This window comes from Citrobacter gillenii (genome assembly GCF_013337685.1).
GTDB lineage: Bacteria > Pseudomonadota > Gammaproteobacteria > Enterobacterales > Enterobacteriaceae > Citrobacter > Citrobacter gillenii.
On record NZ_SUQN01000006.1, the window covers coordinates 356,182 to 378,444 of the forward strand.

19 protein-coding genes and 2 tRNA genes are annotated in these 22,263 nt (G+C 52.0%); 5 read left to right on the plus strand and 16 right to left on the minus strand.

The window, feature by feature from the left end; all coding sequences use genetic code 11:
- Positions 1-24: 24 nt before the first annotated feature.
- The 4 genes from infB to FCH32_RS16225 form a co-directional block, all read right to left on the minus strand.
- The gene (gene infB, locus FCH32_RS16210) at positions 25-2,721 is read right to left on the minus strand and encodes a translation initiation factor IF-2 (protein ID WP_096755532.1); all 2,697 of its coding nucleotides are present in this window, start codon (positions 2,719-2,721) and stop codon (positions 25-27) included.
- 24 nt (positions 2,722-2,745) lie between these two features.
- Positions 2,746-4,233: a transcription termination factor NusA gene (gene nusA / locus FCH32_RS16215; RefSeq protein WP_096755531.1), complete on the minus strand. Its 1,488-nt coding sequence runs from the start codon at positions 4,231-4,233 to the stop codon at positions 2,746-2,748.
- A 28-nt stretch (positions 4,234-4,261) separates the two neighbouring features.
- Complete coding sequence (gene rimP, locus FCH32_RS16220; RefSeq protein WP_135911333.1) at positions 4,262-4,714, minus strand: ribosome maturation factor RimP; 453 nt, start codon at positions 4,712-4,714, stop codon at positions 4,262-4,264.
- 208 nt (positions 4,715-4,922) lie between these two features.
- Positions 4,923-4,999 (minus strand) — tRNA-Met (locus tag FCH32_RS16225).
- A 345-nt stretch (positions 5,000-5,344) separates the two neighbouring features.
- Between FCH32_RS16225 and argG the strand changes: the two genes are divergently transcribed.
- A complete protein-coding gene (argG, locus tag FCH32_RS16230) occupies positions 5,345-6,688 on the plus strand; it encodes an argininosuccinate synthase (RefSeq protein WP_115257395.1) in 1,344 nt (447 codons plus the stop codon).
- Positions 6,689-6,888: 200 nt separating this feature from the next.
- Here the strand turns inward: argG and FCH32_RS16235 are convergent.
- From FCH32_RS16235 to FCH32_RS16245, 3 genes are all read right to left on the minus strand, one after another.
- Positions 6,889-6,975: transfer RNA gene (locus tag FCH32_RS16235), tRNA-Leu, on the minus strand.
- 13 nt (positions 6,976-6,988) lie between these two features.
- Positions 6,989-7,321, minus strand: coding sequence for a preprotein translocase subunit SecG (gene secG, locus FCH32_RS16240; protein ID WP_003025000.1), 333 nt, complete (start codon positions 7,319-7,321; stop codon positions 6,989-6,991).
- A 169-nt stretch (positions 7,322-7,490) separates the two neighbouring features.
- Positions 7,491-8,384, minus strand: coding sequence for a LysR family transcriptional regulator (locus FCH32_RS16245; RefSeq protein WP_174361208.1), 894 nt, complete (start codon positions 8,382-8,384; stop codon positions 7,491-7,493).
- A gap of 151 nt (positions 8,385-8,535) precedes the next feature.
- On the opposite strand from FCH32_RS16245, the gene iadA reads away from it, so the two are divergent.
- Together iadA and dcuC are read left to right on the plus strand one after the other, a co-directional pair.
- A complete protein-coding gene (gene iadA / locus FCH32_RS16250) occupies positions 8,536-9,669 on the plus strand; it encodes a beta-aspartyl-peptidase (protein ID WP_115257392.1) in 1,134 nt (377 codons plus the stop codon).
- Between the two features lie 10 nt (positions 9,670-9,679).
- Positions 9,680-11,146: a C4-dicarboxylate transporter DcuC gene (dcuC, locus tag FCH32_RS16255; protein ID WP_096755526.1), complete on the plus strand. Its 1,467-nt coding sequence runs from the start codon at positions 9,680-9,682 to the stop codon at positions 11,144-11,146.
- A 43-nt stretch (positions 11,147-11,189) separates the two neighbouring features.
- Here dcuC and glmM read toward each other — a convergent pair whose 3' ends face one another.
- From glmM to rlmE, 4 genes are all read right to left on the minus strand, one after another.
- A complete protein-coding gene (gene glmM, locus FCH32_RS16260; protein WP_096755525.1) occupies positions 11,190-12,527 on the minus strand; it encodes a phosphoglucosamine mutase in 1,338 nt (445 codons plus the stop codon).
- Positions 12,520-13,368: a dihydropteroate synthase gene (gene folP / locus FCH32_RS16265; protein ID WP_096755524.1), complete on the minus strand. Its 849-nt coding sequence runs from the start codon at positions 13,366-13,368 to the stop codon at positions 12,520-12,522. Before folP ends, glmM begins: the two co-directional genes overlap by 8 nt.
- Before the next feature lie 284 nt (positions 13,369-13,652).
- Positions 13,653-15,584: an ATP-dependent zinc metalloprotease FtsH gene (gene ftsH, locus FCH32_RS16270; protein WP_115257388.1), complete on the minus strand. Its 1,932-nt coding sequence runs from the start codon at positions 15,582-15,584 to the stop codon at positions 13,653-13,655.
- 99 nt (positions 15,585-15,683) lie between these two features.
- The gene (gene rlmE / locus FCH32_RS16275; protein ID WP_004106110.1) at positions 15,684-16,313 is read right to left on the minus strand and encodes a 23S rRNA (uridine(2552)-2'-O)-methyltransferase RlmE; all 630 of its coding nucleotides are present in this window, start codon (positions 16,311-16,313) and stop codon (positions 15,684-15,686) included.
- A gap of 125 nt (positions 16,314-16,438) precedes the next feature.
- Here rlmE and yhbY point away from each other — a divergent pair, with 125 nt between their 5' ends.
- Complete coding sequence (yhbY, locus tag FCH32_RS16280) at positions 16,439-16,732, plus strand: ribosome assembly RNA-binding protein YhbY (RefSeq protein WP_096755522.1); 294 nt, start codon at positions 16,439-16,441, stop codon at positions 16,730-16,732.
- Between the two features lie 153 nt (positions 16,733-16,885).
- Here yhbY and greA read toward each other — a convergent pair whose 3' ends face one another.
- Entirely contained in the window at positions 16,886-17,362 is a 477-nt protein-coding gene (gene greA, locus FCH32_RS16285) for a transcription elongation factor GreA (protein ID WP_096755520.1), read from the minus strand.
- A gap of 247 nt (positions 17,363-17,609) precedes the next feature.
- On the opposite strand from greA, the gene dacB reads away from it, so the two are divergent.
- A complete protein-coding gene (gene dacB, locus FCH32_RS16290) occupies positions 17,610-19,046 on the plus strand; it encodes a serine-type D-Ala-D-Ala carboxypeptidase (protein ID WP_135911329.1) in 1,437 nt (478 codons plus the stop codon).
- 129 nt (positions 19,047-19,175) lie between these two features.
- On the opposite strand, the gene cgtA is transcribed toward dacB, so the two are convergent.
- The 4 genes from cgtA to rplU all read right to left on the minus strand — a co-directional run bounded on the left by cgtA (position 19,176) and on the right by rplU (position 22,045).
- Complete coding sequence (cgtA, locus tag FCH32_RS16295) at positions 19,176-20,348, minus strand: Obg family GTPase CgtA (protein ID WP_096755518.1); 1,173 nt, start codon at positions 20,346-20,348, stop codon at positions 19,176-19,178.
- 15 nt (positions 20,349-20,363) lie between these two features.
- Positions 20,364-21,329, minus strand: coding sequence for a DMT family transporter (locus tag FCH32_RS16300; RefSeq protein ID WP_096755517.1), 966 nt, complete (start codon positions 21,327-21,329; stop codon positions 20,364-20,366).
- Between the two features lie 127 nt (positions 21,330-21,456).
- Positions 21,457-21,714, minus strand: coding sequence for a 50S ribosomal protein L27 (rpmA, locus tag FCH32_RS16305; RefSeq protein WP_096755516.1), 258 nt, complete (start codon positions 21,712-21,714; stop codon positions 21,457-21,459).
- 19 nt (positions 21,715-21,733) lie between these two features.
- Positions 21,734-22,045 carry a 50S ribosomal protein L21 gene (gene rplU / locus FCH32_RS16310; protein ID WP_003025032.1) on the minus strand — a complete coding sequence of 104 codons (312 nt, stop codon included), beginning with the start codon at positions 22,043-22,045 and terminating at the stop codon, positions 21,734-21,736.
- Positions 22,046-22,263 lie beyond the last annotated feature (218 nt).

Here is a 22,263-nt window from a genome sequence, read left to right on the forward strand (position 1 = left end):
CGGCAGCCCAAAAGACGACGAAAATTATGCGATGGTACGTTTGATCTCGATGATTTCGAACACTTCGATCATATCGCCAACGCGAACGTCGTTGTAGTTCTTAACGCCGATACCACATTCCATGCCGTTACGGACTTCGTTAACGTCATCTTTGAAGCGGCGCAGGGATTCCAGCTCGCCTTCATAGATAACCACGTTGTCACGCAGAACGCGGATTGGGTTGTGACGTTTAATCGTACCTTCGGTAACCATACAACCTGCGATGGCGCCAAATTTCGGTGATTTGAACACGTCACGTACTTCAGCCAGACCGATGATCTGCTGTTTCAGTTCCGGAGACAGCATGCCGCTCATCGCAGCTTTCACTTCGTCGATCAGGTGATAGATGACGGAGTAGTAACGCAGATCCAGGCTTTCAGATTCAATCACTTTACGTGCAGAGGCATCAGCACGAACGTTGAAGCCAACCAGAATCGCGTTGGATGCCGCAGCCAGCGTGGCGTCGGTTTCGGTGATACCACCTACGCCGGAACCGATGATCTTCACTTTCACTTCGTCGGTAGACAGTTTCAGCAAGGAGTCGGAGATCGCTTCGACAGAACCCTGAACGTCAGCTTTCAGGACAACGTTCACTTCGTGAACTTCGCCTTCGGTCATGTTGGCGAACATGTTCTCGAGTTTAGATTTCTGCTGGCGAGCCAGTTTAACTTCACGGAATTTGCCCTGACGATACAGTGCAACTTCACGCGCTTTTTTCTCGTCACGTACGACGGTAACTTCGTCACCCGCAGCCGGAACGCCGGACAGACCCAGGATTTCAACTGGAATAGACGGACCTGCTTCCAGGACTTCCTGACCCAGTTCGTTACGCATTGCACGAACGCGGCCATACTCGAAGCCACACAATACGATATCGCCCTTATTCAGGGTACCTTCACGAACCAGGACGGTAGCAACTGGGCCACGACCTTTGTCCAGGAAGGATTCGATTACCGCACCGCTTGCCATACCTTTACGAATCGCTTTCAGCTCCAGAACTTCAGCCTGCAGCAGGATAGCGTTCAACAGGTCATCAATACCGGTACCTGCTTTCGCAGAAACAGGGATGAACTGAGATTCGCCGCCCCACTCTTCCGGCATAACGCCGTACTGAGACAGTTCGTTCTTAACGCGATCCATATCGGCTTCTGGCTTATCGATTTTGTTGACTGCAACAACCATCGGCACCTGCGCTGCTTTCGCATGCTGGATAGCTTCAATGGTCTGAGGCATCACGCCATCATCTGCTGCAACAACCAGAACAACGATATCTGTTGCCTGTGCACCACGAGCACGCATAGAGGTAAACGCGGCGTGCCCCGGGGTATCCAGGAAGGTGATCATACCGTTGTCAGTTTCAACGTGGTATGCACCAATGTGCTGGGTAATGCCGCCCGCTTCGCCAGAGGCGACTTTCGTTGAACGAATGTAGTCCAGCAGAGAGGTTTTACCGTGGTCAACGTGACCCATGATAGTCACAACCGGTGCACGCGGTTCAGCCGCTGCGCCAGTGTCACGGTCGCTCATTACCGCTTCTTCCAGCTCGTTTTCACGACGCAGGATAACTTTGTGGCCCATCTCTTCAGCAACCAACTGTGCGGTTTCCTGATCGATGACCTGGTTGATGGTGGCCATCGCACCCAGCTTCATCATCGCTTTGATGACCTGAGAACCTTTAACCGCCATCTTGTTCGCTAAGTCGCCAACGGTGATGGTTTCGCCAATCACAACGTCACGGTTAACGGCCTGAGCTGGCTTCTGGAAGCCTTGCTGCAGGGAAGAACCTTTACGCTTGCCACCTTTACCACCGCGACCAGCAGCACGTGCTTCTTCGCGATCGGCTTTAGATTCAGCGTGCTTATTGCCTTTCTTCTGAGGACGAGCAGCTTTCGTCGCAGTACGCGTACGGCCACGGCCGCCTTCTACTTCGCGATCGTTTTCGTCTTCTGCCTGGCGAGCATGCTGAGAAGTGGTGACGTGATAATCGGTCTTATCCTCTTCACCTTTTGCTTTCTCTTGCTCTGCCCAAACACCGGCATTTTCTTCCGCCATACGACGGGCTTCTTCAGCCACACGGCGAGCTTCTTCTTCAAGCTTGCGACGCGCTTCTTCTTCCGCTTTACGCTTCAGTTCTGCGGCTTCATTTTCACGGCGGGCTTTTTCGGCCTGGGCGGTTTTAGTCATATCGTCGGTCTGTTGATTGCTCACTTTGTCTTTTTCCGCAGCTTCACGTTTCGCTTTATCAGCGGCTTCACGTTTAGCTTGTTCTGCGGCCTCACGTTCGGCTTTTTGTTGCGCCTCGCGTTTAGCAGTTTCTTCTGCCTCACGACGGGCTTGCTCTTCCGCTTCACGCTGCGCCTGCTCTTCCGCGGCAAGGCGTTCTGCCTCTTGCGGATCGCGTTTCACAAAGGTGCGTGTCTTGCGGACTTCGATTTGTACCGATTTACTTTTTCCACCGGTACCAGGAATATTGAGAGTACTGCGCGTTTTACGCTGCAATGTCAACTTATCTGGTGCAGAGCCGTTCTCACGGTTCAGGTGCGCCAGTAAGGTTTGTTTCTCTTGTGCGGACACAGAGTCGTCAGCAGACTTCGGGATACCTGCATCAGCAAATTGCTGTACCAGGCGATCCACGGAGGTCTGTATCTCTGCAGCCAGCGTTTTTACGGTTACATCTGTCATACTGTTCCTTCCTGCTACAGTTTATTACGCTTCGTCGCCGAACCAGCAAATATTACGGGCAGCCATAATCAGCTCACCGGCTTTTTCGTCGGTCAACCCTTCGATATCAGCCAGATCATCAATGCCCTGTTCAGCGAGGTCTTCCAGCGTACAAACACCACGGGCAGCCAGTTTGAAGGCCATATCACGATCTAATCCTTCCAGATTCAGCAGATCGTCAGCCGGTTTGTTATCACCGAGGCTTTCTTCCTGGGCCAGTGCCAGAGTGGTCAGTGCGTTTTTAGCACGCTCGCGCAGCGCTTCAACGGTTGCTTCATCCAGGCCGTCGATTGCCAGAAGCTCTTTCATTGGCACGTAGGCCAGCTCTTCCAGCGTAGCAAAACCTTCTTCTACCAGAACCGTCGCGAAATCTTCATCGATATCGAGATATTTGGTGAAGGTATCAATAGCAGCATGCGCTTCAGCCTGATGCTTAGCCTGCAGGTCATCAACGGTCATTACGTTGAGTTCCCAACCGCTCAATTGTGAAGCCAGGCGGACGTTCTGACCATTACGTCCAATCGCCTGAGCCAGGTTACCGGCTTCAACCGCGATATCCATGGTGTGTTTATCTTCATCCACCACGATAGACGCGACGTCTGCAGGCGCCATTGCGTTGATCACGAACTGTGCCGGGTTATCATCCCACAGGACGATATCGATACGTTCGCCGCCCAGTTCGGTAGAAACCGCCTGAACGCGTGCACCGCGCATACCTACGCAAGCACCCACCGGATCGATACGCTTATCGTTGGTTTTCACCGCGATTTTCGCACGAGAACCCGGATCGCGAGCCGCCGCTTTAATTTCAATCACTTCTTCGCCAATTTCTGGCACTTCAATGCGGAACAGTTCAATCAGCATTTCCGGTTTGGAACGCGTCACAAACAGTTGCGCGCCGCGTGCTTCCGGGCGAACGGAGTACAGAACACCACGGATACGGTCACCCGGGCGGAAGTTTTCACGCGGCAGCATGTCTTCACGCAGGATCACGGCTTCAGCATTGCTGCCGAGGTCCAGCGCAATGTTGTCACGGTTAACTTTCTTCACCACACCGGTGACGATCTCACCTTCGTGCTCGCGGAATTGATCAACAACCATCGCACGTTCAGCTTCACGTACTTTCTGTACGATAACCTGTTTCGCCGTCTGGGTGGTGATACGGTCAAAGGTGACTGATTCAATCTGGTCTTCAACGTATTCACCCACGTTCAGACTCTCGTCTTCGTAACGTGCGGCTTCCAGAGTAATTTCTTTGGTTGGCTGAGTGACTTCTTCCACAATTACCCAACGGCGGAAGGTATCGAAATCACCGCTTTTACGATCGATTTCTACGCGAACGTCGATCTCTTGTTCGTATTTTTTCTTTGTTGCTGTAGCCAGCGCACTTTCCAGCGCTTCAAAAATTTTCTCGCGTGGCAGCGATTTTTCATTGGATACGGCTTCAACAACAGCCAAAATTTCTTTGTTCATCGCGGGCTTTTCACCTCAATCCAGACTGTTAAAAGTGGGGAACCAGGTTCGCCTTCTGGATATTACTCAGCGCGAACACTTCATCTTTACCGTCGACTGTGACAGTGATCATCTCACCATCCACCGCTTTGATAACGCCCTGCCATTTACGGCGATTTTGTACCGCCATACGAAGAACCAGCGTGACTTCTTCACCCAGGAAACGCACGTAGTGTTCAGCCGTGAACATAGGACGGTCGAGACCCGGTGAGGAGACTTCCAGGTTATAAGCAACGGTGATCGGATCTTCAACGTCCATCACGGCGCTAACCTGGTGGCTCACATCAGCACAATCATCAACATTGATGCCATCTTCACTATCAATATAGATGCGCAGTGTGGATGTGCGACCACGAATAAATTCGATGCCGACCAGCTCGTAGCCCAAGGCTTCAACTGGTGCTTTAATCATCTCTGTTAATTTTTGCTCTAATGTGGACAAGCCCACCCCCAAGACATAAAAAAAGGGCCTAAAGCCCAGTTATTCTGTAATCAGATAACAAAAAACCCCGATAAATCGGGGCTTTAGATAACTGAACCCTATAACCGCACCTGCGGTTCGGAGAACCTTCCGAAAGAATTTTTTTTCAAATCCAGCTACGAAGGCCTAAGTCTTCACAGTATATTTGAAAAAGAACTCTAAGGGAAAGTGGTTGCGGGGGCCGGATTTGAACCGACGACCTTCGGGTTATGAGCCCGACGAGCTACCAGGCTGCTCCACCCCGCGCCTGAAACGTGGCAAATTTTACTCGCTTTGGGTAAAAAATGCAAATACTGCTGGGATTTGGTACCGAGGACGGGACGTAAAATCTGCGCACAGTATATTGATTTTCTATCCCTTATGTCAACCTTGTTACTACTATGCAAATGAATGAATGCCAGCCTGCGCAAATTTAGCAAAGTGCAACAAAGATAAATCTGCCTTCAACGCCGTTATTTAACGAAATTATCACTAAACTCTTCCTGTCACCGTTAAAAGGTGATTAAATGAAAACTCATTTATTTTGCATAAAAATGCACTTAGCATAAAAAACCAACCTCTTCACCAGTCTATCAAGCAGGGTTTTATTTTATGACGACGATTCTCAAGCATCTCCCGGTAGGTCAACGTATTGGTATCGCTTTTTCTGGCGGCCTGGACACCAGTGCTGCACTGCTGTGGATGCGACAAAAAGGGGCTGTCCCATATGCATATACTGCGAATTTGGGACAACCGGATGAGGATGACTATGACGCCATCCCTCGCCGTGCAATGGAATATGGTGCTGAGAACGCTCGCCTGGTTGATTGCCGCAAGCAACTGGTTGCCGAAGGGATCGCAGCGATTCAATGTGGTGCATTCCATAATACCACCGGCGGACTGACCTATTTCAACACCACGCCACTAGGCCGCGCGGTGACCGGCACCATGTTGGTGGCCGCCATGAAAGATGACGGTGTGAATATCTGGGGTGACGGCAGTACCTATAAAGGCAACGATATTGAGCGTTTCTATCGTTACGGTCTGCTGACCAATGCCGAACTGCAGATTTACAAACCATGGCTGGACACTGACTTCATTGACGAACTCGGCGGTCGCCATGAGATGTCTGAATTTATGATCGCCTGCGGTTTCGACTACAAAATGTCTGTCGAAAAAGCGTATTCCACTGACTCCAACATGCTCGGCGCTACGCACGAAGCGAAAGATCTGGAATTCCTTAACTCCAGCCTGAAGATCGTTAACCCGATTATGGGCGTCAAGTTCTGGGATGAAAGCGTGAAGATCCCGGCGGAAGAAGTAACCGTACGTTTTGAGCAGGGACATCCAGTTGCGCTGAACGGCAAAACCTTTAGCGACGATGTTGAGATGATGATGGAAGCCAACCGCATTGGCGGCCGTCATGGTCTGGGCATGAGCGATCAAATTGAAAACCGTATTATCGAGGCCAAAAGCCGTGGTATTTACGAAGCCCCGGGGATGGCGCTGCTGCATATCGCTTACGAGCGTCTGCTGACCGGTATTCACAATGAAGATACCATTGAGCAGTATCACGCTCACGGCCGCCAACTGGGTCGTCTGCTGTACCAGGGTCGCTGGTTTGACTCCCAGGCGCTAATGCTGCGTGACGGTCTGCAACGTTGGGTTGCGAGCCAAATCACCGGCGAAGTTACGCTGGAGCTGCGTCGCGGTAACGACTATTCCATTATGAATACCGTCTCCGACAACCTGACCTACAAGCCAGAACGTCTGACCATGGAGAAAGGGGATTCCGTCTTCTCACCGGACGATCGTATCGGTCAGTTGACTATGCGTAACCTGGATATTACCGATACCCGCGAGAAGCTGTTCGGCTACGCCCAGTCGGGCCTGCTGACCGCCTCTTCCGCCACCGGTCTGCCGCAGGTAGAGAATCTGGAAAACAAAGCGAAGTAATCGCCAACAGAAATGACAAAAGCCGCGCAAGCGGCTTTTTTATGCGCGGAATTTAAGGCGTGTAGCCGCCATCCGACAATTTGCAGGACATGCCTGATGGCGCTATCGCTTATCAGGCCTACGTGCTACTACGCACACCTACGGATCACAACATACAGACGAAAAAAAAGACGCTTTTCAGCGTCTTTCTTTCGGAATATTGGTACTGAGGATGGGACTCGAACCCACAAGCCCGTTAGGGCACTACCACCTCAAGGTAGCGTGTCTACCAATTCCACCACCTCAGCACAGATACTACTATTAGCGCGGGATATCGCTGGTCGGCTGAGCCGGAGCAGCTGGCTGAGTTTGCTCGGTTTTCGCCGGTGCACTCAGATTTTCCCACTCACTTCCTTTATTGGTCTTATTGCTGTTCATGTTACCCAGCACCAGACTGATAATGAAGAACAAGGTTCCCAATACAGCTGTCATTCGGGTCATGAAGTTACCAGAACCACTTGAACCAAACAGTGTACCAGAAGCGCCTGCGCCAAAAGAGGCTCCCATATCAGCGCCTTTGCCTTGCTGCAGCATGATCAAGCCTACCAGGCCAATTGCTACAATAAGGAAAACTACTAAAAGAGCTTCGTGCATAATCAACCTGTTCCTTGCGGAGTTGCCGCGTACCAATGCTTCGACCATTAAAGCGGGAATGTTTAACTGTTTCCCACTGAAGCGGGTGTGAATACTAACCAATGCGAATAACCTTCGCAAGGGCAATTTAAGTGTATTGTATCAACTGAAGAAAAAATCGCCACATCAATCAAAAACGCAGCAATTTATCCCAGCATCGCTGCATCACGGGTCGCTGATCGTCAAGATTTGCCCAAACAACGACCGGGATTTCACCTATCAGATCTGAATTATCTGGCCAACAGTGGATAATTTCATTATTCACTAATTCTTCAGCCACCATCGACTCGGGCAACCATGCCATTCCCATATGGCGAAGCACCATTTCCCGGATTGTTTCGCTTAACCCACTCTCAAAGACCTTTTTCAGTCGTGGGTGAACCTGTTGCTCTAGCGGATCGATAATGCGTCTGACAAAGGTATAGTCGCTGTAGCAAAGCCAGGGAATCGGAGCATCTGGAGAATCAAGCTTGTCCGCCAGTTGGGCTGAAATCACCGGGATGAACCGCTCATATCGCCACAATGAGCGTTTTAGCCCCCCGACAATCTCCAGCCCCGGCTGCGAAGACGGCAAATCGTAGGTTACCAGAAAATCAATTTGCCGGTTTATCAGCGCGTTAAAGTGATTATCAATTCCCTGGATGCTGGCGTTTACCGTAAAACTTAATTGCGGTTCGCTTTGGCGCAGGTAATTGATCATGTCAGGCAGGATATTCACCGACAGCGTGTGAAGACTGACCATCACCAGCGTATTTTCCGTTACCGGCATCATGGCGGCCAGCTCATGACGCGCCTCCGTCAGCATACTGAGGACATGCCGGGCATAGGGTTCAAACCGTTCACCATAACGGGTTAACGTAACGGGTGTCGTGGTACGATCAAATAGCGGGACGCCTAACGTCTCTTCCAGCGCTTTAATACGCCGACTTAGCGCAGGCTGAGTAATATGCCGCTGTATGGCGGCCTGGGAGTAATTCCCATGCTGACTTAAAGCCAGGAAATCATCTAACCACTTACTATCCACGTCGCATTCTCCACCATTCCATATCCGTATCCTCCGATAACAAATCGGAAATAGTCACAGTTATAGTAATGGCTTTAGTGTGGGCCGCATAACAACAATATTCTGTTTCACCTGCCGAGTCTCCCTCCCCTTGACGTTTGACAGGACTAATATGTTTACTTTACTGACTAATGCCCGTGTCTTTTCCCCGGAGGATTTAGGCCTCTGCTCTCTGCTCATATATGCCGATCGTATTGTGGCGGTAGGCAACGATATTTCACGTTTCGATGGCGTCAACGAGGTCATCGATTGCCGGGGTAAATGGGTAATTCCGGGGATTATCGACCAGCATGTCCATCTGACCGGCGGCGGTGGTGAAGCAGGATTTGCCAGCCGAACGCCTGCCGTAAAACTGCGCGATCTGCTTCAAGCTGGCATTACGACGGTCGTCGGCGTGCTGGGCACCGATGCCATTTCTCGCTCGCCCAAAGATCTGTACGCCAAAATGCAGTCACTGAATCTAGAGGGCGTGCGCGCGTTTATGCACACTGGGGCTTACGCGGTACCCAGCCCGACGATTACGCAATCCATTCGCGATGACATAACCTTTATCCCGGCCATTCTCGGCGTTAAAATCGCCCTCGCCGATCATCGGGGTTCATATCCCTCTTTCCAGGAGCTGTTGAGAATCGTCAGCGATATCCGCGTGGCCTCACTGCTGGCGGGGAAAAAAGGGCTGCTGCATGTGCACCTGGGCAACCTGCCGGAAGGCATGTCGCAACTTACTGCGCTTTGTGATGCCGGTATTCCGATCCACCATATTTCACCGACTCACGTGGCCAGAACCGAAGCCCTGTTCAACCAGGCGATCGCTTTCGCCCATCGCGGCGGCCATATTGACGTGACGTCTGGCGGTAGCCGTTTTATGCCCCAGGAACAGGCCATTCTCCACGCGCTGGAGGCTCAGGTTCCAGCCGATCGCATCACCATCAGCTCAGATGGCAATGGCAGCGTGCCGCGCTTTAATGCTCAGGGTATGGTTGAAGGACTCACGGCCGCGCCGGTAGGCGGTAACCTTGCACTGCTCCCTCGCCTGATTGATGCGGGCATTCCGATCGCACAGGCCGTGGCCATGATGACGGCAAACGTTGCATGCTCGCTGGGAATTTCCGGCGGCAAGCTTTGTGCCGGAGAACGCGCCGATATTTGCGTCCTCAATGATGACCTGTCGCTGGCGCATCTGTTCGCCGCGGGTAGGCTGTTACTGCGCGATGGAGAGTGTTTGGTCAACGGCAACTTTGAGTGAGGATGAAAGAATGTCTTTATTGCTGGCGCTAGTCGCCATTGTCTTTGCCGGACGGCTGATCCTGAAAAAGTACCATCCCCAGTCCGTGCTGCTGCTCACCGGGATTGTATTACTACTCATCGCCCATTTTAGCGGAATGACCACGCTCAGTAGCCTGGTGAAGAAAAGCACCGGGTTTGGCCCCTTTGATGCGTTTGAGTTTATCCGCGATACCCTGAGCGTGCGCCTGGGTGGCCTTGGTCTGCAAATTATGCTGATTGGCGGCTTTGCCACCTATATGTCAGCCATTGGTGCCAGTCAGGTGCTGGTTCGGGTGACTTCGCGTCCATTACAGCGTCTGAACTCGCCATATCTCCTACTGGGGCTGGCGTTGCTGCTGGGGCAATTTTTGTCGCTGTTTATCAGTAGCGCTACGGGGTTGGGTTTGTTGTTGATGGCAACGCTTTATCCGCTGCTCACCCGCCTTGGCTGCAGCCGTGCCGCCGTCGCCGCCGTTATCGCCAGTACCTGTGCGGTTGAATTCGGCCCCGGTTCCGGTAACTCGGTTCTTGCCGCCAAAACAGCGGGTATCGAGGTGGTGAACTATTTTGTTCACGATCAGCTTCCCATCGTCGTGCCGGTCATTCTTTTCATCGCCCTGCTCCATATTGTCGTCCAACGCTTTTTCGATCGCCGGGAAAGCGGCGGCGATGTAGCCCAGCAGATGCAAACGTTGACCGCCACAGAAGAAACCCACGCCCCGATCGCCTGGCTGTTTCTGCCGATGCTACCGTTGGTATTGATGCTACTGTGCAGTGATTTACTGTTTAGCTCGCTCAAAATTACGCTGGATACCGCCGTTCTGATTAGCCTGGCCATTACGCTGATTTGCGAGTATTGGCGTCATCGCAAGGCTCGTGAAGTGATGGCTGGCGTGCAAAAAGTTTTCGACAGCATGGGCAGCGTGTTTGCCACCGTCGTAACGTTGATTATCGCGGGTGAAGTTTTTTCAGCCGGGCTAAAAGCCATTGGTGCAGTCGACGCGCTGCTCTCACTCTCCGGTGAATTTGGTCTCAGTGCCGCCTCGATAATCCTGCTGATGACGCTGATCACCTTTGCGATTTCTGCGTTGATGGGGTCGGGGAATGCCGCGTTCTTCTCCTTCGCCCCCATGGTGCCGGATATCAGCCGCCATATCGGCAGCGACATCGCCGTGATGATGCTACCTATTCAGATTTCGGCGGGTATTGGCCGGACGTTATCGCCGATTGCTGGCGTGATCATTGCCATTGCCGGGATCGCAGGCGTATCACCAGTGGATATTGTTAAACGTACCGCAATTCCAATGCTGGGAGGGTGGTTACTGATGATTGCCCTGACATTTGCCCGTTCAGGGCATTTGCTGGCGGTCCTGCCGTGGCTGGCTGCTCTTGTGCTGATGATGGCCGGGGGCTACTTCTGGCAGCATCGACGCAAACAAGCACTTTCAGTAGGATAAAAAAAAGCCGGAGTCTCGGACTCCGGCTCTCAAACTTCAGGACTTATACGGCTTTCACCGCATCTGCAATACGGTGCGCGAACTCAGTAACCTGCGCTTCATCTTCGCCTTCAACCATCACACGGATTAACGGCTCAGTGCCTGATTTACGCAGCAGAACACGACCTCGGTTACCCAACGCCGCTTCAACGTCCGCCATCACCGCTTTCACGGTTTCATGTTCCAGCGGATCGCCGCTACCGGCGGTGAAGCGAACGTTAACCAGCAGTTGTGGGAACATTTTCATACCGCTGCACAGGTCGTGCAAACTCATATGGTTACGTACCATTGCTGCCAGCACCTGCAGACCCGCCACAATACCGTCACCGGTGGTGGTTTTATCCAGCAGGATCACGTGCCCTGAGTTTTCAGCCCCGATGCGCCAGCCTTTTTCCTGCATTTTTTCCAGCACGTAGCGGTCACCCACTTTCGCCCGAGCAAAGGGAATACCCAGCTGCTTCAGCGCCAGCTCGAGACCCATGTTGCTCATCAGCGTACCGACAGCACCACCACGCAGTTGCCCCTGACGTAACGCTTCACGGGCAATGATATACATGATCTGATCGCCATCGACCTTATTACCTTCGTGGTCCACCATGATCACGCGGTCGCCATCACCATCCAGCGCAATACCCAGATCGGCTTTTTCTGCAATCACGCGCGCCTGCAGCGCACGAACGTCGGTCGCACCCACTTCTTCATTGATGTTGACGCCATCCGGCTCACAGCCAATCGCAATGACATTTGCGCCCAGTTCACGGAGTACATTTGGCGCAATGTGATACGTCGCGCCGTTCGCACAATCCACCACGATTTTTAGCTCGTTCAGGCTCAGCTCGTTCGGGAACGTACCTTTGCAAAATTCGATATAGCGGCCCGCAGCATCGACAATACGGCTGGCTTTCCCCAGTTCAGCAGAGTCCACACAGGTGAGCGGCTTTTCCATCTCGGCTTCGATAGCTTCTTCAACGGAGTCAGGTAATTTGGTCCCGTCGATGGAGAAGAACTTAATTCCGTTATCATAAAACGGGTTGTGCGAGGCAGAGATGACAATCCCTGCTTCGGCGCGGAAAGCGCGCGTCAGATACGCAACCGCGGGGGTTGGCATTGGCCCGGTGAATGAAGCAGACAGGCCCGCTGCGGCCAAACCAGCCTCCAGCGCTGACTCCAGCATATAGCCAGAAATACGCGTATCTTTACCGATAATAATTTTACGTGAACCATGACGTGCCAGCACTTTTCCTGCCGCCCAGCCCAGTTTGAGCACAAAATCAGGCGTAATTGGGGCATCGCCAACGCGACCGCGGATACCGTCAGTGCCAAAATATTTACGATTACTCATAGCGTTTTTTTTCCTTTGCAGACAATGTGGCTTCCACCACACGCATCGCTTCTACGGTTTCTTTGACGTCATGGACACGAATAATCTGCGCGCCCTGCATGGCAGCAATCACCGCACATGCCAGGCTTCCGCTCAAACGTTCAGATGGCCCCACGTTCAGTAACTGACCAATCATTGATTTTCGTGACATCCCGACCAGCAGCGGCAGATTAAAATGATGAAACTCTGCCAGGCGTGCCAGTAATGTGTAGTTGTGGGTAAGATTTTTACCGAAACCGAATCCCGGGTCGAGCAACAATTTATCTTTTGCGATCCCAGCCCTTTCACAACGTGCTATTTGCTCAACAAAGTAGCGATTTACCTCAGCAAAAACATCTTCGTACTTTGGCGCTTCCTGCATGGTCTTCGGCTGCCCCTGCATATGCATCAGACACACGGGTAATCCAGTTTCCGCCGCAGCTTCCAGTGCACCTGGTTCTGTCAGGGAGCGAATATCATTAATGATATGCGCACCGACTCGGGCACATTCACGAATCACCTCCGGTTTTGAGGTATCCACCGAGATCCACACCTCAAAGCGTTGGGCAATGGCCTCAACGACCGGGATCACCCGTTCCAGTTCTTCTTCTACGCTGACGTCTGCTGCCCCCGGCCGCGTGGATTCGCCACCCACATCAATGATAGTCGCCCCGGCGTTAATCATCAGATTGGCGTGTTTCACCGCTTCAACCAAGGTGTTGTGCGCGCCGCCATCGGAAAAAGAGTCCGGCGTGACGTTTAAAATCCCCATAACGTGGGGATGGCTGAGATCCAGCGAAGAACCCTGAGCAAAGAGTTTCATAGTGTTATCCCTGGTATATACCCATCGTCTTTCAAGCTGCATCTGCGTTAGCTTTATTCGGCCTTCGGCCTCACCCCTTCGGGGCCAGCGCAAGCGCTGTTCAAACCGGCATAGCCGGTTTGTCCTCGCTCACCCCAGTCACGTACTGATGTACGCTCCTGGGGATTCCCTGCGTCGCCGCCTTGATGCAACTCGAAATTCATTGGGTATAAGTTGATAAATAAAAAAACCCCGGAGCAAGCCCCAGGGTTTTCAATTAAAGCACGGTCATCAGCAACGATAACTTATTTGTCACCTAACTGCTCTGACATGTTACCCGGATTCGGCGAGGTCGGTTCATCAACCGGACGCGGCGCACTTGGGGTGCCATTATTGCCAGAGTTGTTAGACGTACCTGACTCTTCCCAACCTGCTGGCGGACGCACATCACGGCGAGCCATCAGATCGTCAATCTGCGGTGCATCGATGGTCTCATATTTCATGAGCGCATCTTTCATCGAGTGCAGAATGTCCAGGTTATCGTTCAGAAGACGACGAGCGCGCTCGTAGTTACGTTCAATCAGCAATTTAACTTCCTGATCGATAATGCGCGCGGTTTCATCGGACATATGTTTTGCTTTAGCAACAGAACGACCGAGGAACACTTCGCCTTCTTCTTCCGCGTACAGCAACGGACCCAGCTTTTCAGAGAAGCCCCACTGCGTCACCATATTACGTGCCAGGTTAGTCGCGACTTTAATGTCGTTCGACGCGCCGGTAGAAACATGTTCAGCACCGTAGATAATCTCTTCAGCCAAACGACCGCCGTACAGCGTAGAGATCTGACTTTCCAGTTTCTGACGGCTAGCGCTGATTGCATCGCCTTCCGGCAGGAAGAAGGTCACACCCAACGCACGACCGCGTGGAATAATCGTTACTTTGTGCACCGGATCGTGTTCCGGTACCAGGCGACCGATAATCGCGTGGCCTGCTTCGTGGTACGCGGTAGATTCTTTCTGCGCTTCCGTCATCACCATGGAGCGACGTTCCGCACCCATCATGATTTTGTCTTTCGCTTTCTCGAACTCAACCATCGATACAACGCGCTTGTTACCACGGGCAGCGAACAACGCTGCTTCGTTCACCAGGTTCGCCAGGTCTGCACCGGAGAAACCAGGCGTACCGCGGGCAATAATTGCCGCATCGATGTCCGGAGACAGCGGTACGCGACGCATATGCACTTTCAGAATCTGCTCACGACCACGAACATCCGGCAGACCTACAACCACCTGACGGTCAAAGCGACCTGGACGCAACAGCGCAGGGTCAAGAACGTCCGGACGGTTAGTTGCCGCGATAACGATGATACCTTCGTTACCTTCGAAGCCATCCATCTCAACCAGCATCTGGTTCAGCGTCTGCTCACGTTCATCGTGACCACCGCCCAGACCCGCGCCACGTTGGCGGCCGACGGCGTCGATTTCATCGATAAAGATGATGCACGGTGCTGCTTTCTTGGCCTGTTCGAACATGTCACGCACACGAGATGCGCCGACACCCACAAACATTTCCACGAAGTCAGAACCAGAAATTGTGAAGAATGGAACCTTCGCTTCACCCGCGATGGCTTTTGCCAACAGGGTTTTACCGGTACCCGGAGGGCCGACCATCAGGACGCCTTTCGGGATCTTACCGCCCAGCTTCTGGAAACGGCTCGGTTCGCGCAGGTACTCAACCAGCTCAGCCACCTCTTCTTTCGCTTCGTCACAACCTGCAACGTCGGCAAAAGTGGTTTTGATCTGATCTTCCGTCAGCATGCGCGCTTTACTCTTACCGAACGACATGGCGCCTTTGCCACCCCCGCCCTGCATTTGACGCATGAAGAAGATCCAGACACCAATCAGCAGCAGCATTGGGAACCAGGAAATGAAGATAGAAGCCAGCAGGCTCGGCTCTTCAGGCGGCTCGCCAACAACCTTGACGTTTTTGGTCAGCAGGTTATCAAGCAGCTTCGGATCGTTAACCGGGATGTAGGTCGTGTAACGGTTACTGTCTTTCTTGGTAACGTTAATCTCACGTCCGTTGATACGCGCTTCACGAACCTGGTCCTGATTGACCTCTTGCAGGAAGGTAGAGTAATCCACCTTACGGCCATTAGACTCGCTGGGCCCAAAGCTCTGGAATACTGACATCAGCACAACGGCAATGACCAGCCAGAGTATTAGGTTTTTCGCCATGTCACTCAAGGGATTAACCTCTTATTACAACTGTGTTAAAAACAGCGTCAGGATACTCTATATCCAGCGTCTTTCAAACTTTCGTTTAAAATCTGCCGGTTATGGTTTACGCCCGGTCGCTACAATGTACACTTCACGCGAACGAGCGCGGGAAGAGTCCGGCTTACGAACTTTGACCTTCGTAAACAGGGAGCGAATCTCTCTTAGATACTCATCGAAGCCTTCGCCCTGGAACACCTTAACTACAAAACTACCACCTGGCGCTAATACATCACGAGCCATTCCAAGCGCCAGCTCTACCAAATACATGGCCCGGGGAATGTCCACCGCCGGTGTTCCACACATATTTGGTGCCATATCGGACATGACAACTTGTACTTTACTGTCACCTACGCGCTCAAGTAACGCTTTCAGGACTAATTCATCACGAAAGTCGCCCTGAAGGAAGTCCACACCAACGATTGGATCCATAGGTAAAAGATCGCAAGCGATAATGCGGCCGCTGTTTCCGATCTGCGTAACCGCGTATTGCGACCAGCCACCGGGTGCAGCGCCGAGGTCAACTATCGTCATCCCCGGTTTAAAAATTTTGTCACTTTGCTGTATTTCATCAAGTTTAAACCAGGCACGGGAACGTAACCCCTTTTTCTGTGCCTGCTGAACATATTTATCGCTAAAGTGTTCCTGAAGCCAGCGGCTTGAGCTGGCAGAACGCTTTTTACCTGTCATTTTACTTTCCCATCGGGTAGTTCATCGTAACCAATGGTGTAAATTTCTACACTGCTATTTGGTGATATATGGGAGATGGCGGTAGAATGACCCGTTTTCAATCCCAACCTAAGCAAAAATATACGATGAATCTGAGTACTAAACAAAAACAGCACCTGAAAGGTCTGGCACATCCGCTCAAGCCTGTAGTCATGCTTGGCAATAATGGTTTGACCGAAGGGGTACTGGCCGAGATTGAACAAGCGCTAGAGCACCATGAACTTATCAAGGTGAAAATCGCCTCGGAAGATCGCGATAACAAAACCTTGATCGTGGAAGCTATCGTACGCGAAACCGGCGCCTGTAACGTACAGGTCATCGGCAAAACGCTGGTACTGTATCGCCCGACTAAAGAACGTAAAATCTCGCTGCCACGCTAAGAATATCCCAAAGTTGAACACGTAGTTTGTGTAAAACGCGGGAATTTCCGCTAGCAGGAGAGCAAAATGCCACGCTCTCTTCGTTGATAAAAGGCCGCTATGCGGCCTTTTTCCTTTCTTTACAATGTATCAACATCTTAACCAAGATGCGAATTACAGGTATTCTACTTTCACCACTTCATATTCCACTTCACCGCCCGGCGTTTTGATAACCACCACGTCATCCTGCTCTTTGCCAATCAGGCCACGAGCAATAGGCGAGTTAACTGAAATCAGGTTCTGTTTAAAATCGGCTTCGTCATCACCTACGATGCGCCAGGTCTGTTCTTCATCGTTATCAAGATTCAGAACGGTCACCGTTGCACCGAAAACGACACGGCCATTGTTCGGCATTTTAGTGACGTCGATAACCTGCGCGTTAGACAGCTTAGCTTCGATATCTTTAATGCGTCCTTCGCAGAATCCCTGCTGTTCACGGGCCGCGTGGTACTCCGCGTTCTCTTTCAAGTCACCGTGTTCACGCGCATCGGCGATCGCGGCAATGATTTCAGGGCGGCGCACAGATTTCAGAAAATCCAGCTCTTCACGCAGTTTTTCAGCACCACGTAAGGTCATCGGGATAGCTTGCATTTGTTATACCTCTTGAACATTCCTGTAGGGGGCGGTTGTCCTCACCCCGGCTGCTAAGCCCACCCTGGCAAACGCGATGCCAGAGTCAGAAGCAAAAAAATACCGACCCGGGTCCGAGGACCCAGGTCAGCTACAATTCTCTATTTGATGATCATTTTACCCTGGAGTTCCCTATGGGTCATCGTTTACTTTTTGGGGCGTTGCGCCGTAGTATGACGGCCTGTTTCCAGGTTGTTAGCGCGAGATTATGCGATTTCCCAGATTTACCATCGGATTGACTGCCAGTATTGCGGCGTTCAGCGTTCAGGCTGCGAATGTTGACGAGTATATCAACCAGCTCCCTGCCGGGGCCAACCTCGCCCTTATGGTACAGAAGGTTGGGGCTCCGACGCCTGCTATTGATTACCATAGCCAACAAATGGCCCTACCCGCCAGCACCCAAAAAGTCATCACCGCCCTGGCGGCCTTGATCCAACTTGGGCCGGACTTCCGTTTTACTACTACGCTAGAAACCAAAGGTCGCGTGGAAGGCGGGGTATTGAAAGGCGACTTGGTGGCGCGATTTGGTGCCGATCCGACGCTAAAACGTCAGGATATTCGCAATATGGTAGCAACCCTGAAAAAATCAGGCGTGACGCAAATTGCCGGAAATGTCCTCATCGACACGTCCATTTTCGCCAGTCATGATAAAGCACCTGGCTGGCCCTGGAACGACATGACGCAGTGTTTTAGCGCACCGCCTGCGGCAGCGATTGTTGATCGTAACTGCTTCTCGGTGTCGCTTTACAGTGCGCAAAAACCTAACGATCTCGCCTTTATTCGCGTGGCATCATACTACCCGGTAACCATGTTCAGCCAGGTTCGCACCCTCGCGCGTGGTTCTGCAGAAGCGCAATATTGTGAACTGGATGTCGTTCCTGGCGATTTAAACCGCTTCACGCTAACCGGTTGTCTGCCCCAGCGCACCGACCCACTGCCGCTGGCGTTTGCCATTCAGGACGGCGCCAGCTATGCCGGGGCAATTATTAAAGATGAGCTGAAACAAGCGGGTATCGCCTACAGCGGTACGCTGCTGCGCCAGACGCAAGTCAACGAGCCGGGTACCGTTGTCGCCAGCAAGCAGTCAGCACCTTTACATGACCTGCTTAAGATTATGCTGAAAAAGTCGGACAACATGATTGCTGACACCGTTTTTCGTATGATCGGCCACGCGCGATTTAATGTCCCTGGCACCTGGCGCGCAGGTTCCGATGCCGTACGCCAGATCCTGCGCCAGCAGGCGGGTGTCGATATTGGTAACACGATCATTGCCGACGGATCCGGCCTCTCTCGCCACAACCTGATTGCGCCCGCCACCATGATGCAGGTGCTGCAGTACATCGCACAGCATGACAACGAGCTGAACTTTATTACGATGCTGCCGCTGGCAGGCCATGACGGCTCTCTGCAATACCGTGCGGGTCTGCATCAGGCTGGCGTGGATGGCAAAGTCTCCGCGAAGACCGGCTCGTTACAGGGGGTGTATAACCTTGCAGGATTCATTACCACGGCAAGCGGGCAACGCATGGCGTTTGTACAGTATCTGTCTGGCTATGCGGTAGAACCCGCTGACCAGCGTAACCGCCGTATCCCGCTGGTACGCTTTGAAAGCCGGTTGTACAAAGATATTTATCAGAACAACTGACGGTGATGCTGTCGGATAGCGCTTGCGCGTATCCGACCTACAGCGCACATAACAAAACGGGCCGCATTTGCGGCCCGTTGATATTGTTGGCCGGATAAGACGCAATCGCGTCGCCATCCGGCACCAGGATTAACGCTTGTAGATGAACTCAACGCCTTCTTCGTCGTCTTCGTCCCAATCTTCATCCCAGTCATCTTCCGCTTCGTCTTCGACTTCAGCAAGCTGCTGACGGTGATAATCGTCCCACATGAACTCCACTTTCTCTGGCTGCTTCGCTTCTTCAGCCTGAACAATTGGGTTCTCAATGATAAACGTCATCACATCCCAGCAAAGATCCTTCACGCCCAGCTGACTGGCAGCAGAGATCAGGTAATATTTACCTTCCCAGCCCAGCGCTTCAGCGATCGCTTTCGCTTTCTCTTCCGCTTCGTCTTTGTCCATCAAATCAATTTTGTTGAACACTAACCAACGCGGTTTGGAGGCCAGATCCTGACTGTATTTCTCCAGTTCGCCAATAATAATACGGGCGTTTTCTACCGGATCTGAACCGTCAATCGGATCGATATCGATGAGGTGCAGCAGGACGCGGCAACGCTCCAGGTGCTTCAGGAATCGGATCCCCAGACCCGCGCCTTCCGCAGCGCCTTCAATCAGACCCGGGATGTCAGCAACCACAAAGCTCTTTTCGTTGTCCATACGCACAACGCCCAGACTCGGCACCAGCGTGGTGAACGGATAATCCGCCACTTTCGGTTTCGCTGCAGAGACCGCACGGATAAACGTTGATTTACCGGCGTTTGGCATACCCAGCATACCGACATCCGCTAACAGCATCAGCTCCAGCATCAGATCGCGTTTATCGCCCGGCGTACCCATTGTTTTCTGACGCGGAGTACGGTTGACCGAGGATTTGAAACGGGTGTTACCCAGACCGTGCCAGCCGCCTTTAGCGACCATCAGACGCTGACCGTGCTTGGTCATGTCGCCCATGGTTTCGCCCGTGCCCTGATCGATCACACGCGTACCGACAGGCACTTTAATCGTAACGTCTTTACCACGCTTACCGGTGCAATCACGGCTCGCGCCATTCTGACCACGTTCCGCACGGAACGATTTTTCGAAGCGGTAATCGATCAGCGTGTTCAGGTTTTCGTCGGCTTCCAGCCAGACGTCACCACCATCACCACCATCACCGCCGTCCGGACCGCCTCTCGGGATGTACTTTTCGCGGCGGAAGCTGACGCAACCATTACCGCCATCACCTGCAACGACCAGAATCGATGCTTCATCAACAAACTTCATTTTACTCTCCGTAAATCATTCGCCTGAGCGGGGTTGCGAAACCACCGTTTCATGCTTACGTAAACCGCCCCAAATACGATGACCAATGGCGGAATACATCGCGCCCGCAACCACGATAAACGCACCGAGATAACCTAAAAGGTTTAGCATCGGTCTGGCGAAGAAATCGGGCCAGGCCAGTGATAATAAATCTGAAAATAATAACGTAAACAGCGGTGTGAGCGTAATAATGGCGCTCACCTGAGCCGCCTGCCAGCGCGCCATTGCTTCCGCAAGTGCGCCGTATCCTACCAGCGTATTCAGGCCGCAGAATATCAGGCAAGCCAGCTGCCAGTCGCTGAGCTGCGTTATCACACCGGGTTTAGCCAGCGGCAACAACGCGAGCGTACATAAAGTGTACAGTAAAAACAGGATCTGCTGTGATGCCAGGCGACGCAATAACACCTTTTGCGCAACCCCATAGCTCACCCAGACCGTCGCCGCACCCACACCAAAGATCACACCCCAGGTGTAATCAGTGAGTTTGGTAAAAATCTCGATCAGACTGGTATTAAAAAACATCACCAGTCCACTCAGCAGCATTATGGCGCCAATAATCTGCGTACCGCGCATCTTTTCCTTCAGGATAAAGACGCTGGCGACCATCATGCCAACCGGTGACAATTGTCCGATAACCTGCGAAGTCGTTGGGCTCAAATATTGCAAAGATGAACTAAACAGAATGAAGTTACCAAACAGCCCACCGGTGGCGATTGCCAACAGTACCAACCAACGCGCTTTGCGAAAAATACGCAATGGCGGGAGCTTTTTTTTAACCGCAAGAATCGCCCCAAGGCCAATACTTGCCATTAAAAAACGGTAGAACACTACCGTAGGAGGCTCCATCACCTCCAGCACTTGCTTCATCGCTATTGGTAAAGCGCCCCAACAGACTGCCGTCGTCAGCGCTAAAAGAATACCAATACCTGCCTGCTGCTTCATGCCGTATTCCCTGCAAGAGCTCGTTTCCGGGTTGTCACGGCGAGACGAGCATATTTACCGGCCATCGAATGTAAAAAGCCCCGCAACACGTTGCGGGGCTTTCATCCGTTACCGGGACGCGAAAAACTTATTCAGCAACAATGCTGATGAAACGACGGTTTTTCGGGCCTTTCACTTCGAATTTCACTTTACCGTCTGCTTTAGCAAACAGAGTGTGGTCTTTGCCGCAGCCCACGTTAGAACCAGCGTGGAACTGAGTACCACGTTGACGAACGATGATGCTACCTGCCAGAACTGTTTCGCCGCCAAAGCGTTTTACGCCCAGACGTTTAGCTTCTGAATCGCGACCGTTACGAGTCGAGCCGCCAGCCTTTTTATGTGCCATTTAATCTGCTCCTCTTAACTTAAGCGCTGATGCCAGTGATTTTCACATCAGTGAACCACTGACGATGGCCCTGCTGCTTACGGTAGTGTTTACGACGACGAAACTTAACAATTTTAACTTTCTCGCCACGACCGTGAGCAACAACTTCAGCTTTGATAACGCCGCCATCAACGAAAGGAACGCCGATTTTGACTTCTTCACCGTTTGCGATCATCAGAACTTCTGCGAATTCAACAGATTCGCCAGTTGCGATGTCCAGCTTTTCCAGGCGAACGGTCTGACCTTCGCTTACTCGGTGTTGTTTACCACCACTTTGGAAAACCGCGTACATAAAAAACTCCGCTTCCGCGCACACCTTTTTGATGATTCAGAGTGCGCTATAAATATTCACAATAGGGCGCGAATATTACGCAAAACGCGAGCCTTTGACAAGTGCTACCGTCAATACATGCAGAAAAAAAACACAACGTGTATGGTAACGTTTATCTGTGGCGTTTTTTCAGTACAATCAGCATATATTTCTAACCCTAAACCCGTAGTTACCTTGCC